Consider the following 14,764-nt stretch of genomic DNA (forward strand, 5'->3'; position numbering starts at 1 on the left):
GACAAGGGCGGGCGCCGCGGCGCGTCCGGGCCCCGGGCGGCCTCAGCTCACCAGCGCCAGCGCGCACACCGCGGCCGACGTGCCCGTCACCGACAGGACCAGCCCCGTCGCGACGAACCGGCCCAGGGCGATCCGCGTGCCGTGGAAGCGGCACCGCTCGAACCACAGCAGCGTCGCCAGCGACGCCCACGGGGTGACCAGCGGCCCCACGTTGACGCCGATCAGCAACGCCAGCAGCTGCTCGTGGTTCCCCGCCGGGACGACCGCCTCGCCCGCCAGATAGGCCGGCAGATTGTTCAGTACGTTCGACAGTCCCGCCCCGACCCCCGCCGACCGCAGCATCCCCAGGAAACCGTTGTCGGAGCCCAGCGCGGACTCCAGCAGCCCGTGCAGGCCGTGCGCGTCGATCGTCTGCACCACCAGGAACATCCCCGGGACCAGCACCAGCAGCCGCCACGGCACCAGCGACAGCCGCAGCTCCTCCCGGCGCCGTACGGCGAACGCCACCACGACCACCGCCATCGCCGTCAGCGACGCCGCCCACAGCGGAACGTCCGCCAGCAGGATCGCCAGCAGGAAACCGCCGCAGGCCACCGCGCAGATCCGCAGCAGGACGGGGTCCCGGGCCACCGGGGCGCCCGGCGGGGTGTACCGGTCCGCGCCGCGCCGGCCGCGCCGCCAGTAGAAGACCCACAGCCAGAGCGAGGTCATGGCGATCGCCGCGAGCTGGGGCAGCCACATCACCGCGGCGAGACCGGACGACGAGAGCGCCACCCGCTCCGCCGCCAGCAGGTTCGTCAGATTGGAGACCGGCAGCAGCAGACTCGCGGTGTTGGCCAGCCACACCGTCGTCATCGCCAGCGGCACCGCCGCGATGCCCACCCGGGTGGCGAGCGCCAGCATGACCGGGGTGAGCAGCACCGCCGTGGTGTCCAGGTTCAGCGTGATCGTGGTGAGCGACGCGAACGCCACGCACAGCCCGAACAGCAGCGGATAGCGCCCCCGCCCCGCCCGCGCCACCCAGGCCGCCACCATGTCGAAGACCTGCGCCCGGCCCGTCAGCTCGGCCAGCACGATCACGGTGCCCAGGAACACCACCAGCGGCCCGACCCGCCGCATCTCCGCCGCGGCGGGGTCCTCGGGCAGCAGCCCGGTCACCACCGCGAGCAGCCCCAGGACCAGCAGACCGCCCGCGAGCCAGTCCAGCGGGTGGAGCCGCCGCACCCACCCGCCGGGGCCCTCACCCGGCCCGTCGCCCCCGGTGTCCCCGGATCCCGAACGCCCCTCGGACGTCTCTCTCACCATGGGACGATGATCTCAGAAAGCGGACTCCGGCCGGGGACCGGCGAGTTGCCCTCAGGCCGCGCCGGTCAGCGCGGCCGTCCGTACGGCGACCACCGCCGCCAGCAGCACGACCAGGACCGCCCCGCCGGCCAGCTGCGCCGCGGACGTCCGCAGTCTCGCCGGGGCGTAGGCGAGCCCGTACGTCACCAGGCCGCCGGTCAGCAGCCCGCCGAGGTGGCCCTCCCACGAGGTGAACACGGCCGAGATCACCATCCAGAGCAGGAACCCCGCCATGAAGCGGTTGACCGGCCCCATGTCCCGGCCCAGACGGCGGTTGATGACGTAGAAGGACGCCGCCAGACCGAAGACGGCCCCCGACGCGCCGACCGCCGGCGTCTCCGGCGAGACCAGGTACACCAGCACCGAGCCGCCCACCGCGGACAGCAGGTACAGCGCCAGATACCGCGGCCGGCCGAGCTGGCCCTCCACGACCCTGCCGAGATTCCACAGCGCCAGCATGTTGAAGACCAGGTGCATCACGCCGAACGACGCGTCGGGCGGGAGGTGCAGGAAGGCGCCCGTCAGCAGCCGGTACCACTCCCCGTCCGCCACGCCCGTCAGTTCGTAACCGGGGGAGGTCCAGCCCTCGTACACGTACAGCGCGCCGTCCGGCCCGACCAGCGCCGCCCCGAGCATCCCGAACCGGTCCACCGTCCCGGACCGGACGACCTCGACGGCGTACGCGACGACGTTCAGCGCCATCAGCACATACGTCACGACCGGCGTCGCGGCGCTCGGCACCGCCCCGCCGAACAACGAGCGGGCCTGCCGGACCGAGCGCTGCCCCTCCTGTACGCACTCCACGCAGTGGTGGCCCACGGACGCCTCACGCATGCAGTCGGGGCAGATGTACCGGTCGCAGCGCGTGCAGCGCACATACGTCTCGTGCGACGGGTGGCGGTAACACGTGGTGGCGGCGGCCTCCATGGCCGGCTCCTTCATTCGTGGACGGGACGCGTGGACAAGGTCAGGAGCGCCGCCGGGGCGGCGGCGCTCAAGATAGCGAACGCGGGTGAGGCGCGGCACACCTGGGTGCCCGGGGCCGCCGTTCCGGTGACGCGCCACGAATCACGACAGAAGGTGTCCTGCTTACCGGGTTCCATGGCACCCATGACAGCGACCGTGACACCCAGCTCGTGGCAGGACTTCCGCACGGCGGAACCGGCCTTCGCCGACACCGTGCGGAAGCGCTTCCGGCAGTACAAGCACCACGTCCTGGCGACCCTCCGCGCGGACGGCTCGCCCCGGGTCACCGGCCTGGAGGCGGAGTTCCGCATGGACGCCCTCTGGCTGGGCATGATGCCGGGCTCCCGCAAGGCCCTGGACCTGCGGCGCGATCCGCGCTTCGCCCTCCAGGCCAACCCGGGGCCGGACGCGGAGATGGCCGACGGGGACATCCGGGTCTCCGGCCGGGCGGTGGAGATCACCGACGCCGCCGTGCTGGCCCGCTTCGTCGACGAGGTCACCCCGCCGGAACCCTTCCTCCTCTTCCGCGCCGACCTCACGGAGGTGGTCCGCACGGGCATCGACGGCGACGACCTCGTCGTCCAGGCCTGGCGCCCCGGCCGGCGGCTGCGCACCCTGCGCAGGCGCACCGACGACAGCCCCGTCCGCGAGGTGTGACACCGGGCCGTACACCCGGCCGGCGTAGTCCCGCCACCGGATCCCGCCGGCGGGCGGCCGGCGGCCCGGACACGCGCCGGTACGGCTTTCGGGTGAACCGTCCCGGCGGCGGGGGCGCCCGGCCCCTTGCCGGGCCGCTCCCCGGCGGACACGCCGACGCGCCGGGACGGAGTGATCCGCCGCCCGCCGACAGAACGTGCTACGGTTGCCGAGTTGCAGTTTTGGTACCCATGAACTTTATGTGCGCCTGACGGGAACTTTCCTCAGGCGCTTTATTGTTTTCCGGCTTTCTCCGGATGGGGCTCAATGCGGCGACTTGGAATCCGTAAAGTGCGGATTTCCGGCACTGCACCTCTTTTAGGAGAATGACATGGCTACTGGAACCGTGAAGTGGTTCAACTCGGAAAAGGGCTTCGGCTTCATCGAGCAGGACGGCGGCGGCGCCGACGTCTTCGCCCACTACTCCAACATCGCCACCCAGGGCTTCCGTGAGCTCCAGGAGGGCCAGAAGGTCTCCTTCGACGTCACGCAGGGCCAGAAGGGCCCGCAGGCGGAGAACATCGTCCCGGCCTAATTGCCGGACGCGTACCTCGCAGCCGGGGCCCGCACCGTGAAGGTGCGGGCCCCGGTTTGTGCTGTTTCCGACTCATCCTTTCCCGGTCCGCTTCCGCAACCGGGACATCTGCTCTGTGCTGCATCCTGGGGCGCACATCAAGCAGTCCACAGCAGTCGGCAGTAATCCCAGGAATCCCCCAGGAGGGCAATTCCGTATGACCCGCTCCGAACGCCAGGACCGACCCACCCGCAACCGCCCGATAAAGGGCCGCGGCGCCGACCGGCCGCAGGCGAACACCCGAGGATCCGGCAAGGCACCGGCCCGCCGCAGGACCGCGCCCGCCCAGGGCGGCGAGTTCGCCCTGCCGGAGACCCTGACCCCCGCACTGCCCGCCGTCGACGCCTTCGCCGACCTGGACATGCCCGCCGCGCTGCTGAAGACCCTCGCCGCACAGGGTGTGACCGAACCCTTCCCCATCCAGGGCGCCACCCTGCCGAACTCGCTCGCCGGCCGGGACATCCTCGGCCGCGGCCGCACCGGCTCCGGCAAGACCCTGGCCTTCGGCCTCGCGCTGCTCGCCCGCACCGCCGGGCGCCGCGCCGAGCCGCACGCCCCGCTGGCCCTCGTGCTCGTCCCCACCCGTGAGCTCGCCCAGCAGGTCACCGACGCGCTGACCCCGTACGCGACCTCCGTGAACCTGCGCGTCGCCACCGTCGTCGGCGGCATGTCGATCAGCAGGCAGTCCGGCGCCCTGCGCCGGGGCGCCGAGGTGCTCGTCGCCACGCCCGGCCGGCTCAAGGACCTCATCGAGCGCGGCGACTGCCGGCTCGACCAGGTCGCGATCACCGTCCTCGACGAGGCCGACCAGATGGCCGACATGGGCTTCATGCCGCAGGTCGTCGCGCTGCTCAAGCAGGTCGAGGCGGACGGGCAGCGGATGCTGTTCTCCGCGACCCTCGACAAGAACATCGACCGCCTCGTCAAGATGTTCCTCACCGACCCGGTCGTGCACTCCGTCGACCCGTCCGCCGGTGCGGTCACCACGATGGAGCACCACGTGCTCCACGTCCTGGACGAGACGGACAAGAAGGCCGTCGCCACGAAGATCGCCGCCCGCGAGGGGCGAGTGATCATGTTCGTCGACACCAAGCGTGCCGCCGACCGCTTCGCCAAGCGGCTCCTCGCCAGCGGTGTGCGGGCCGCGGCCCTGCACGGCGGCCGGTCCCAGCCGCAGCGCAACCGGACCCTGGACCAGTTCAAGAACGGCCAGGTCACCGCGCTCGTCGCGACGAACGTGGCGGCTCGCGGCATCCACATCGACGACCTCGACCTGGTCGTCAACGTGGACCCGCCGACCGACCACAAGGACTACCTGCACCGCGGCGGTCGCACCGCGCGCGCCGGGGAGTCCGGCAGCGTCGTCACCCTCGTGCTCCCCGAGGAGAAGCGCGAGATGACCCGGCTGATGCAGGACGCGGGCATCGCGCCGCGCACCACCCGCATCAAGTCCACCGACGAGGAGCTCGGCACGATCACGGGAGCCCGTGAGCCGTCCGGGATCGCGATCGTCATCGAGGTGCCGCAGCCGACGCAGCCCAAGCCGCGTACGCGCGGAACCGGCTCGGGCGCGGGTTCGGCGGCGGGCGGGTCCTTCCGCTCGGGCAGCCGGGGCCGTGGCCGGCGCGGCGGCGCGGGCGCGGCGTCGGGCGCCGCACAGGGCGGCGCCGGTGGTGCGGCCCGCGGTGGTGCGGGCGGCGGCACGCGGGGCGGCTCCGGCGGCGGCGCGGCGCGTGGCGGCGCCGGGGGCGCGGGTGGCTCCGGCCGCGGCGCCGGGGCCGGCCGGTCCGGCGGCACGGGACGCGGCAGCGCTCCCGGCCGTGGCCGCCGGGCGGCGTAACCAGCACACGAGCACGAGGGGCGGTGACCGCACAGCCGGTCACCGCCCCTCGTGGGTCGGAGCCCGGTTCCCGGGTTCCGGTGCCGGCCCCCGCTCAGCCCGCCGGCTCCGCCTCGTATCCGTCGAGCGCCCTGGCCGCGGCGTCGGCGAGCTCCGGGCCGGCGGTCCGGGCCAGCTCCCGCAGCAGCGGCACCGCGCGGGCGGCGAACGGCCTGCCGCCCGCGCCGAATCCGAGCCGCGCCAGCGCGTCCACGCCGAACCTCCGGCGCAGCGGGTCCTCGCTCGCCGTCCACGATTCCGCCGCCCGGAACGTCTCCTCGTCGCCGCGCAGCCACAGCGCCCCGACCGCCACCTGCCAGTTGTCCAGCGCGGGATCCCCGTCCCGCAGCGCGCGGACGGCCAGTTCCTCGAACGGGGCCCGCAGTCCCAGCTCGTTCTCCAGGAGCGTCGCGATCGCCCCGTGCCCCGTCTGCAGGTCCTGGGACGCGAACGGCTCGCCGCCCCGCAGCAGTTCGACCGTGACGGTCACCCCGCCGTCCACCCGTGCGCGGCGCACCGCGCTCTCGTGGCCCTCGTCCCCGTACGCGCGTCGCAGCGCGTCACGCAGCTCCCGCTCCACGTCCAGCGTGAGCATCCGCCGGGCCTCGTCCAGCGCGGGGGACAGGTCCCGGGCACCGTGCCGCAGCAGCGCCCGTACGGTCCGCACCGATCCCCGCCGGGCCGCGACCACCAGGGGCACCTCGCCCTGCGGTCCGGGCAGGTCCGGGTCGGCGCCGCGCGCCAGCAGAATCTCCGCGACCTCCGCATGGCCGAGACCCGCCGCCCAGCGCAGCGCGGTGAACCCGAAGTCCTCGCTCAGATCCGGTTCGGCCCCGGCGGACAGGAGCGCCCCGACGACCTCGGCGTGGCCACCGCACGCCGCCCCGCACAACGGCAGATCACCCGCCTCCGGGCCGCTCGCCCGGTTCGGGTCCGCGCCCGCGGCCAGGAGCAGCCGCACGGCGCCGGGCAGGTCCTGCACGGACGCCAGGTACAGCGCGGTCGTCCCCTCCTCGTCGCACGACTCGGCGGACGCGCCCGCGCGGAGGGCCCGTACGACGGCGTCCTCATCGTCGTACAACGCCTCGAAGAGGCCGCTCGCACCCCCAACCGGACCATTCGTCATACACCGACCCTACGGCCACCCCGGTCCGTGCCCGTTCCTCAGGTGTCGCACTCCAGGACGGTCCTGCACAGACCGCACCGGGCGCGGGTCCGGCCCCTGACCGGGACACGGACGCGCTGCTGGCAGGTGGGGCAGGCGAAGGAGACGCGCAGCCCGTCCGCACCGGCCTCGAAGGCGTACGGGAGGGACGGGTCCAGGGCGGCGCCCGGACGTGCCGCGGCCTCCCGGCGGTCCTTGGCGTAACGGCGCCTGCCCGCCCACCCCGCGGCCGTCAGCGGCGGTCGTTGCAGGTCCCGCAGCGCCTCCGCCCGCCCCTTGGTGTACGCCGTGTACGCCTGGGGGCTGGTGAACCACACCGAGGGGTCCTCGTCGAAAGCCAGCGCCCGCTTGGCCAGTACGTACCCGAACTCCTCGGGCGTGAGATAGCCGAGCTTCTGGCTGGAGACCGCGTCCTGGCGGAAGGCGTCCAGCAGCAGCCAGCCCGCGCCGAGATAGGCGGTCACCGTGTCCGTGAGGATCTCGTTGTCACGGGTGCCGGGCAGCTCCAGGCCGAGCCGGTGCAGCAGCACATGAGTGATCTCGTGCGCCAACGCGGCCCCGATGTCCCTGCGGTGCGTCCGGAAGCGGTCGTTGAGCTCGATGAAGTACTCGGGCCCGGCGGTGAGTTCGACGCTCGCGGCGTGTTCCATCCGCCGGAAGCCGACGACGATACGGGCCTGCGGCAGCCGCAGGTGCTGCACCAGCGCGCCGGCCACCCGCTGGGCGCCCAGGTACAGGTCGTCCATGTCGGAGAAGGCGGCGTCGGCCGGGGCGAGGCTCGTGCCGTAGGCGCGCACACCGTCGGGGGAGACCCGCCGGTAGAGCGCGGTGATCGCCGACCGGACGGCGTCCAGGTGCGGGAAACCGTGGACGACCGGACCGCCGCCGCTACTTCCGTCGCTCACGACCGAACCCCCATCAATGGCGCTCAACGGACCTTCACTCTAGGGCCTGGCTTCCCCGGGGCCGGGCCGCCTGAATCCGGCCATGAGACGTCAGGTGATCTTGGCCGGAAACCCTGCCTTGTGACAGCGGTGATCGCTTCCCGATAATCGGATCGTTCTTGTCGGGAGCATGCCGAGAATTATCCGGTCCGTGCCCCTGACCAGGACACGCACGCCCGCACGCCTGCACCCCCCACCGCCACCCCCCACACGAAAGCAGGCACTTCCGTGAAGCAGCTTCTGCGCACCCTCAAGAGATGTTCCGTCATAGCCGCGGTGGCCCTCGCCACCCTCAGCCTCCAGCCGTCGAACGCCTCCGCAGCCCCCGCGCCCGTCGTCGGAGGCACCCGCGCCGCCCAGGGTGAATTCCCCTTCATGGTGCGGCTCTCCATGGGCTGCGGCGGCGCCCTCTACAGCTCGACCGTCGTGCTCACCGCAGCCCACTGCGTCGACGGCTCCGGCAACAACACCTCCATCACGGCCACCGCCGGCTCCGTCGACCTCCAGTCGTCCTCCGCCGTCAAGGTCCGCTCCACCAAGGTCCTCCAGGCACCCGGCTACAACGGCGTCGGCAAGGACTGGGCACTGATCAAGCTCGCCCAGCCCATCAACCAGCCCACGCTGAAGATCGCCACCACCACCGCCTACGACTCCGGCACCTTCACCATCGCCGGCTGGGGCGCCGCGACCGAGGGCGGCGGCCAGCAGCGCTACCTGCTCAAGGCCACCGTCCCCTTCGTCTCGGACGCCACCTGCCAGCAGGCCTACGGCAGCGACCTCGTGCCCAGCCAGGAGATCTGCGCCGGCTACGTCAGCACCGGCGGCACCGACACCTGCCAGGGCGACTCCGGCGGCCCCATGTTCCGCAAGGACAACGCCGGAGCCTGGATCCAGGTCGGCATCGTCAGCTGGGGCGAGGGCTGCGCACGGGCCGGCTACCCCGGCGTCTACACCCAGGTCTCGACGTTCGCCGCCGACATCGCCTCGGCCGCGGCGACCCTCTGACCCGTCCCCTCCCGTGACACCCCACCCGGGGGCGCCCGTCCCGACGGGCGCCCCCGGGCCCGGTTCCTCCCCCGCCGTCCCTCACCCCGCCGCCGGTGCGTCTAAGCTCGCTGACCATGACCACGAGCAACACCGACGAGTACGTCACCGCCGAACTGAACCGGCTGCGCGAGAGCATCGACAACATCGATGCCGCAGTCGTCCACATGCTCGCCGAGCGCTTCAAGGCCACCCAGCAGGTCGGCCACCTCAAGGCCGCACACCACCTGCCGCCCGCCGACCCCGCCCGCGAGGCCCGCCAGATCGCCCGGCTGCGGCAACTCGCCGAGAGCGCCCGGCTGGACCCCGCCTTCGCCGAGAAGCTGCTGAACTTCATCGTGGCCGAGGTCATCCGCCACCACGAGCGCATCGCCGAGGAATCCGCCGGCTCCGACGCCTGACCCCTCCGCCGGCCGGTCCCCGCCACCCGGCCCCCGGCCGGCCGGACCGGTGGGCGCCCGGCCGCCCGCCGTCAGCCCTGCGAGAACCCCTCTGCACAGCCCCGGATCCGTACGGCAGCATGGGCGCCATGTCCGTACTGACGCGCAACGAAGCGCAGACCCGCGCCAAGCTCCTCGACGTACACCGGTACACGGTCGACCTCGACCTCACCACGGGCGAGGAGACCTTCGACTCCCGGACCGCCATCCGCTTCACCGCCCACGCGGCCGGAGACACCTTCGTCGAGATCAAGCCGGAGACCCTGCGCTCACTCAGCCTCGACGGACAAGCCCTCGACCCCGGGCGCCTCGACGAGAACCGCTACCCCCTGGACGGCCTCACCGCCGGCCCCCACGAACTCACCGTCGACGCCACCATGCGCTACTCCCGCACCGGCGAAGGCATGCACCGCTTCACCGACCCCGCCGACGGCGAGACCTACGTCTACACCCAGCTCTTCATGGAGGACGTCCAGCGCGTCTTCGCCGCCTTCGACCAGCCCGACCTCAAGTCGGTGTTCGACCTCACCGTCACCGCACCCACCGGCTGGACCGTCCTCGGCAACGGCATCGCCACCCAGGCCACCGAAGGCCGCTGGTCCATCGCCCCCACCCCGCCCGTCTCCACCTATCTCGTCGCCGTCGCCGCGGGACCCTGGCACTCGGTCACCACCCACCACGCGGGCCTGCCCTTCGGCATCCACTGCCGCCGCTCCCTCGCCCCCCACCTCGACGCCGACGCCGAGGAGATCCTCGACATCACCCGCGCCTGCTTCGACCGCTACCACGAGAAGTTCGACGAGCCCTACCCCTTCGACTCCTACGACCAGGCCTTCGTCCCCGAATTCAACGCCGGCGCCATGGAGAACCCCGGACTCGTCACCTTCCGCGACGAGTTCGTCTACCGCTCCGCCGTCACCGACACCGAACGCCAGACCCGCGCCATGGTCATCGCCCACGAGATGGCCCACATGTGGTTCGGCGACCTCGTCACCCTCACCTGGTGGGACGACATCTGGCTCAACGAGTCCTTCGCCGAGTACATGGGCTACCAGACCCTCACCGAAGCGACTCGGTTCACCAACACCTGGACCGACTTCGGGGTAGCCCGCAAGGGCTGGGGCTACGACGCCGACCAGCGCCCCACCACCCACCCCGTCGCACCCGACCCCCACGCCGTCCCCGACACCGCCTCCGCCCTCCTCAACTTCGACGGCATCTCCTACGCCAAGGGCGCCTCCGCACTCCGCCAACTCGTCGCCTGGCTCGGCGAGAAGGACTTCCTCGCGGGCATCAACACCCACTTCGCCCGCCACAAGTTCGCCAACGCCACCCTCGCCGACTTCATCGACAACCTCGCCACCGCCACCGACCGCGACGTCCACGCCTGGGCCGCGTCCTGGCTCCGCACCACCGGCATCGACACCCTCACCGCCCACGTCGAGAACACCGGCAACAGCTGGAACCTCACCGTCGACCACGCCGGCACCCGCCCCCACCGCATCACCGTCGGCACCTACGACCACAGCCTCGACACCCGGACCGGCACCGACCAGCTCACCCTCCGCGACCGCTTCGAACTCGACATCCCCCAGGACGGCACCCCCGCCACCCGGCCCGGCACCCGCCCCGACCTCGTCGTCCTCAACGACAACGACCTCACCTACGCCAAGATCCGCCTCGACCCCGACTCCTGGAACACCGCCCTCACCCACCTCTCCGGCATCCCCGACGCCCTCACCCGCGCCGTCGTCTGGAACACCGCCCGCGACATGGTCCGAGACGGCACCCTCCACCCCACCGTCCACCTCACCGCCGCCCGCACCCACCTCCCGTACGAGACCGACCTCGCCCTCGTCCACGGCGTCCTCGGCTTCGCCTCCACCCACATCGCCGACCGCTACCTCGCACCCGAGGACCGGCCGACCGCCCTCGCCACCCTCACCGCCCTCTGCCGCGACCTCCTCCGCCGCACCGAAGGACTCACCGCCAAGGACTGGGAACAGGGCCCCCGCACCATCACACCCGGCAGCCCCGACCCCGGCCTCCGCCTCACCGCCGTACGCCACTTCATCGACGCGGCCACCCAGCCCGACGCCATCCAGGACTGGCTCCACGAAGGCACCGTCCCCGGCGGACCCGAGCTCGACCCCGAACTCCGCTGGCGCATCCTCACCCGCCTCGCCGTCCTCGGCGCCACCGACGAGACCGCGATCGCCCGCGAGCTCGACAAGGACCCCAGCGCCACCGGACAGGAAGGCGCCGCCCGCTGCCGGGCCGCCCTCCCCACCGCCGAAGCCAAAGCAGCCGCCTGGCAGGCGATGTTCGCCGACGACACCCTGTCCAACTACCTCTTCACCGCCACCGCCCAAGGCTTCTGGCAGCCCGAACAGAGCGCGCTGCTGCACCCCTACATCGCCCGCTACTACCCGGACGCCATCGCACTCGCCGCCCGCCGCGGCCCCGCCATCGCCGAAGCAGCCGGACGCCACGCCTTCCCCGCCCACGCCGTCGACCCCGAGAGCATCCACCTCGGCGACCAGGCCCTCGCCAACCCCGCGCTGACCCCCGCCCTGCGCCGCAAACTCACCGACCAGCTCGACGACCTGCGCCGCGCCCTCGCCGTACGCGACGCCCACTGACTCGTACGCACCCCGACCGCCACCGTGCCCGGCCCCCTCACCGAAGGAGCCGGGCACAGACGTACGAACAACGAACGCTTATACCAGTCCCGCAGGCCCCAACACCCCCATACCGAACCGCAGTACCCCTTTCGGGTTGAGATCGTTGGGCTCTTCGGCCGCACTCTCGGCAATCCGCACAAGCTGACCCCACCGCCCCCGCGCACCCGAAGGACCACACCACCCATGCCCACCCCGCCCCTCGCCGGAGGCACCGCAGGCCCCGCCCACCTGCGCCCCCTCATCGACACCGTCCTCGCCGCGCTCCACGACGGCGCCACCCGCCGAGGCGGCCCCCTCCCCGCCGGCGGCCCCGACACCGTCACCGAAAGGCTCCACGCCACCACCGGCCCCCTCATCCCCGACCACGGCACCGGCGCCCACCACGCCCTCCGCGCCCTCGTCACCGCGCTCACCGAAGGCGCCGCCGACCCCGCGCACCCGCACTGCGCCGCCCACCTCCACACCCCACCCCTCGCCCTCGCCGCAGCAGCCGACCTCGCCGCCTCCGCCCTCAACCCCTCCATGGACTCCTGGGACCAGGCCCCCGCGGCCTCGGCCCTCGAAGCGGCCCTCACCACCGCGCTCGCCGCCGAGATCTACCCCCAGACCCCCGACCCCGACGCCCTCGTCACCACCGGCGGCACCGAGGCCAACCAACTGGCCCTCCTCCTCGCCCGCGAACGCCACGGCCCCGTGCAGACCATCTGCGCCGCCAACGCCCACCACAGCATCACCCGCGCCGCCTGGCTCCTCGGCCTCCCACGGCCCGTCGTCATCCCCGCCCCCACCGGCGTCATGGACCTCACCGCACTCCACCACGCCCTCACCCACCACCACGGCCCCCTCCTCGTCGCCGCCACCGCGGGCACCACCGACACCGGCCAGATCGACCCCCTCACCGACATCGCCGACCTCACCACCACCCACGGCGCCGACCTCCACATCGACGCCGCCTACGGCGGGCCCCTCCTCTTCAGCCCCACCCACCGCCACGCCCTCCGCAGCCTCCACCGCGCCCAGAGCGTCACCCTCGACCTGCACAAACTCGGCTGGCAACCCGCGTCGGCCGGCATCCTCGCCGTCCCCCACCAGCACGACCTCACCCCCCTCCACCACCACGCCCCCTACCTCAACGCCGACGACGACACCGAAGCCGGCCTCCCCGACCTCCTCGGCCGCTCCCTGCGCACCACCCGCCGCCCCGACGCCCTCAAGATCGCCGTCACCCTCCAGGCACTCGGCCGCGACGGACTCGCCGACCTCGTCGACCGCACCATCACCGCAGCCCACCGACTCGCCGACCTCATCGAGGAAGACCCCGCACTCGACCTGTACGGCCGCCCCACCATCAGCACCGTTCTCTTCCGCCCCACCCGCACCGACGACACCACCGTCGCCACCATCCGCCGCACCCTCCTCGACCAGGGACACGCCGTACTCGGCCGCGCCAGGACCGACGACGGCCTCTGGCTCAAAGCCACCCTCCTCAACCCCCACACCACCCCCGACGACCTCCGGCAGCTCCTCACCCTCGTCACCCGGGCACACACCGCCCACCCCCACGCCACCAAGGAAGGCAGCACCCCCCGATGACCGACCGGACCACCCCCGACGGCGACCGGCCCCACGACCTCATCGGCATCGGCCTCGGCCCCTTCAACCTCTCCCTCGCCGCCCTCGCCCACGGCATCCCCACCACCCCCGGCACCGCCCCGCTCACCACCGCCTTCTACGAACAGCGCCCCGCCTTCCACTGGCACCCCGGCCTCCTCATCGAAGGCGCCACCCTCCAAGTCCCCTTCCTCGCCGACCTCACGACCCTCGCCGATCCCACCAGCCCCTGGACCTTCCTCAACTACCTCCGCACCCGCGACCGCCTCTACCCCTTCTACTTCGCCGAGCAATTCCACATCCACCGCGCCGAATACGACGCCTACTGCCGCTGGGTCAGCGAGCAACTCCCCACCACCCACTTCAACCACCAGGTCGACGCCGTCCGCTGGAACAGCGACCACGCCCACTTCGAAGTCGACTACACCCGGCTCGACCCGGACGGCGAAGCCCACGCACTCGGCCGTGCCCACACCCGCCACATCGCCCTCGGCGTCGGCACCGCCCCGCACATCCCCGAACCCCTCCGCCCCCTCGCGGAAGCCCCCGGCCTCCCCGTCATCCACTCCGCCGACTACCTCCACCACCGCGAAGAGCTCCTCCGCGCCGACCACATCACCGTCATCGGATCCGGCCAGTCAGGGGCGGAGATCTTCCTCGACCTCCTCCGCGCCCGCCCCCACGGCATCGAGAGGATCCACTGGCTCGCCCGCACCCAGGCCTTCGCCCCCATGGAGTACTCGAAGCTCGGCCTCGAACACTTCACCCCCGACTACACCCACTACTTCCACGCACTCCCCGAACACGTACGCGACACCCTCGTCCCCCAGCAGTGGCAGCTCCACAAGGGCATCGACACCGACACCATCGCCGCCATCCACGACGAGCTCTACCGGCGCACCCTCCACGGAGGCTGGCCCGACGCCACCCTCACCCCCGGCGTCAGCGTCCGCACCGCCGGGCGCCTCTCCGGCAGCGGCACCCGCATCGAGCTCCACCTCGAACACGCCCAGCAAGCCACCCGGAGCCGTCTCACCACCGACGCCGTCGTCCTCGCCACCGGCTACCGCGAACGCCCCCTCGACACCCTCCTCACCGGCATCGACCCCCACATCCGCCGTGACACCCAGGGACGCCCCCGCATCCACACCGACTTCCGCCTCGACCTCGACCCCGCCCTCACCGGCAACATCTACGTACAGAACGCCGAACGCCACACCCACGGAGTCGGCGCCCCCGACCTCGGCCTCGCCGCCTGGCGCAGCGCCACCATCCTCAACAACCTCACCGGCACCAACCCCTACCCCCTGCCACCACGCACCGCCTTCACCACCTTCGGCCTCACCCCCCACGGCGCCCCCACCGTCCCCGGACAGGGCGACCCCCGCACCCCCCTCGGACGGTCCCGCTGACCCGA

12 protein-coding genes are annotated in these 14,764 nt (G+C 72.6%); 8 read left to right on the forward strand and 4 right to left on the reverse strand.

The genetic code is table 11. The annotated features are described in order from the left end of the window. Window positions 1-42: 42 nt before the first annotated feature. Entirely contained in the window at window positions 43-1,206 is a 1,164-nt protein-coding gene (locus tag ACZ607_RS03975) for an SLC13 family permease (RefSeq protein ID WP_469731852.1), read from the reverse strand. Between the two features lie 150 nt (window positions 1,207-1,356). Then, on the reverse strand, window positions 1,357-2,271 hold the full coding sequence (locus ACZ607_RS03980; RefSeq protein ID WP_469731425.1) for a rhomboid family intramembrane serine protease: 915 nt from the start codon (window positions 2,269-2,271) through the stop codon (window positions 1,357-1,359). Between the two features lie 174 nt (window positions 2,272-2,445). On the opposite strand from ACZ607_RS03980, the gene ACZ607_RS03985 reads away from it, so the two are divergent. The 3 genes from ACZ607_RS03985 to ACZ607_RS03995 all read left to right on the forward strand — a co-directional run bounded on the left by ACZ607_RS03985 (window position 2,446) and on the right by ACZ607_RS03995 (window position 5,420). After that, on the forward strand, window positions 2,446-2,967 hold the full coding sequence (locus ACZ607_RS03985) for a pyridoxamine 5'-phosphate oxidase family protein (protein WP_469731428.1): 522 nt from the start codon (window positions 2,446-2,448) through the stop codon (window positions 2,965-2,967). Between the two features lie 370 nt (window positions 2,968-3,337). Next, complete coding sequence (locus ACZ607_RS03990; RefSeq protein WP_015607926.1) at window positions 3,338-3,541, forward strand: cold-shock protein; 204 nt, start codon at window positions 3,338-3,340, stop codon at window positions 3,539-3,541. A gap of 196 nt (window positions 3,542-3,737) precedes the next feature. After that, window positions 3,738-5,420 (forward strand): DEAD/DEAH box helicase, encoded by a 1,683-nt coding sequence (locus ACZ607_RS03995; RefSeq protein WP_469731430.1) that lies wholly within the window; start codon window positions 3,738-3,740, stop codon window positions 5,418-5,420. Window positions 5,421-5,514: 94 nt separating this feature from the next. Here the strand turns inward: ACZ607_RS03995 and ACZ607_RS04000 are convergent, their stop codons facing one another. Both ACZ607_RS04000 and ACZ607_RS04005 read right to left on the reverse strand, forming a co-directional pair. Then, window positions 5,515-6,585: an ankyrin repeat domain-containing protein gene (locus ACZ607_RS04000; protein WP_469731432.1), complete on the reverse strand. Its 1,071-nt coding sequence runs from the start codon at window positions 6,583-6,585 to the stop codon at window positions 5,515-5,517. Between the two features lie 38 nt (window positions 6,586-6,623). Further along, window positions 6,624-7,529, reverse strand: a complete 906-nt coding sequence (locus ACZ607_RS04005) for a hypothetical protein (protein WP_469731434.1) — start codon at window positions 7,527-7,529, stop codon at window positions 6,624-6,626. A gap of 267 nt (window positions 7,530-7,796) precedes the next feature. Between ACZ607_RS04005 and ACZ607_RS04010 the strand changes: the two genes are divergently transcribed. The 5 genes from ACZ607_RS04010 to ACZ607_RS04030 all read left to right on the forward strand — a co-directional run bounded on the left by ACZ607_RS04010 (window position 7,797) and on the right by ACZ607_RS04030 (window position 14,759). Beyond that, a complete protein-coding gene (locus ACZ607_RS04010; protein WP_469731436.1) occupies window positions 7,797-8,573 on the forward strand; it encodes a S1 family peptidase in 777 nt (258 codons plus the stop codon). Window positions 8,574-8,689: 116 nt separating this feature from the next. Continuing rightward, on the forward strand, window positions 8,690-9,013 hold the full coding sequence (locus ACZ607_RS04015; RefSeq protein WP_469731438.1) for a chorismate mutase: 324 nt from the start codon (window positions 8,690-8,692) through the stop codon (window positions 9,011-9,013). A gap of 128 nt (window positions 9,014-9,141) precedes the next feature. Beyond that, entirely contained in the window at window positions 9,142-11,694 is a 2,553-nt protein-coding gene (pepN, locus tag ACZ607_RS04020) for an aminopeptidase N (protein ID WP_469731440.1), read from the forward strand. 225 nt (window positions 11,695-11,919) lie between these two features. Beyond that, entirely contained in the window at window positions 11,920-13,329 is a 1,410-nt protein-coding gene (locus tag ACZ607_RS04025; RefSeq protein ID WP_469731441.1) for a pyridoxal phosphate-dependent decarboxylase family protein, read from the forward strand. Beyond that, window positions 13,326-14,759 carry a lysine N(6)-hydroxylase/L-ornithine N(5)-oxygenase family protein gene (locus ACZ607_RS04030; RefSeq protein WP_469731443.1) on the forward strand — a complete coding sequence of 478 codons (1,434 nt, stop codon included), beginning with the start codon at window positions 13,326-13,328 and terminating at the stop codon, window positions 14,757-14,759. The genes ACZ607_RS04025 and ACZ607_RS04030 overlap by 4 nt, the downstream gene beginning before the upstream one ends. Window positions 14,760-14,764 lie beyond the last annotated feature (5 nt).

The organism is Streptomyces sp. NPDC104381, from assembly GCF_055583745.1.

What these genes read in the sequence shown, in the direction of transcription:
- ACZ607_RS03980 (WP_469731425.1), bottom strand. Translation starts at nt 2,271, where the DNA reads ATGGAGGCCGCCGCCACCACGTGTTACCGCCACCCGTCGCACGAGACG.
- ACZ607_RS04025 (WP_469731441.1), top strand. Translation starts at nt 11,920, where the DNA reads ATGCCCACCCCGCCCCTCGCCGGAGGCACCGCAGGCCCCGCCCACCTG.
- ACZ607_RS04030 (WP_469731443.1), top strand. Translation starts at nt 13,326, where the DNA reads ATGACCGACCGGACCACCCCCGACGGCGACCGGCCCCACGACCTCATC.
- ACZ607_RS04015 (WP_469731438.1), top strand. Translation starts at nt 8,690, where the DNA reads ATGACCACGAGCAACACCGACGAGTACGTCACCGCCGAACTGAACCGG.
- ACZ607_RS03985 (WP_469731428.1), top strand. Translation starts at nt 2,446, where the DNA reads ATGGCACCCATGACAGCGACCGTGACACCCAGCTCGTGGCAGGACTTC.
- ACZ607_RS03995 (WP_469731430.1), top strand. Translation starts at nt 3,738, where the DNA reads ATGACCCGCTCCGAACGCCAGGACCGACCCACCCGCAACCGCCCGATA.
- ACZ607_RS04000 (WP_469731432.1), bottom strand. Translation starts at nt 6,585, where the DNA reads ATGACGAATGGTCCGGTTGGGGGTGCGAGCGGCCTCTTCGAGGCGTTG.
- ACZ607_RS03990 (WP_015607926.1), top strand. Translation starts at nt 3,338, where the DNA reads ATGGCTACTGGAACCGTGAAGTGGTTCAACTCGGAAAAGGGCTTCGGC.
- pepN (WP_469731440.1), top strand. Translation starts at nt 9,142, where the DNA reads ATGTCCGTACTGACGCGCAACGAAGCGCAGACCCGCGCCAAGCTCCTC.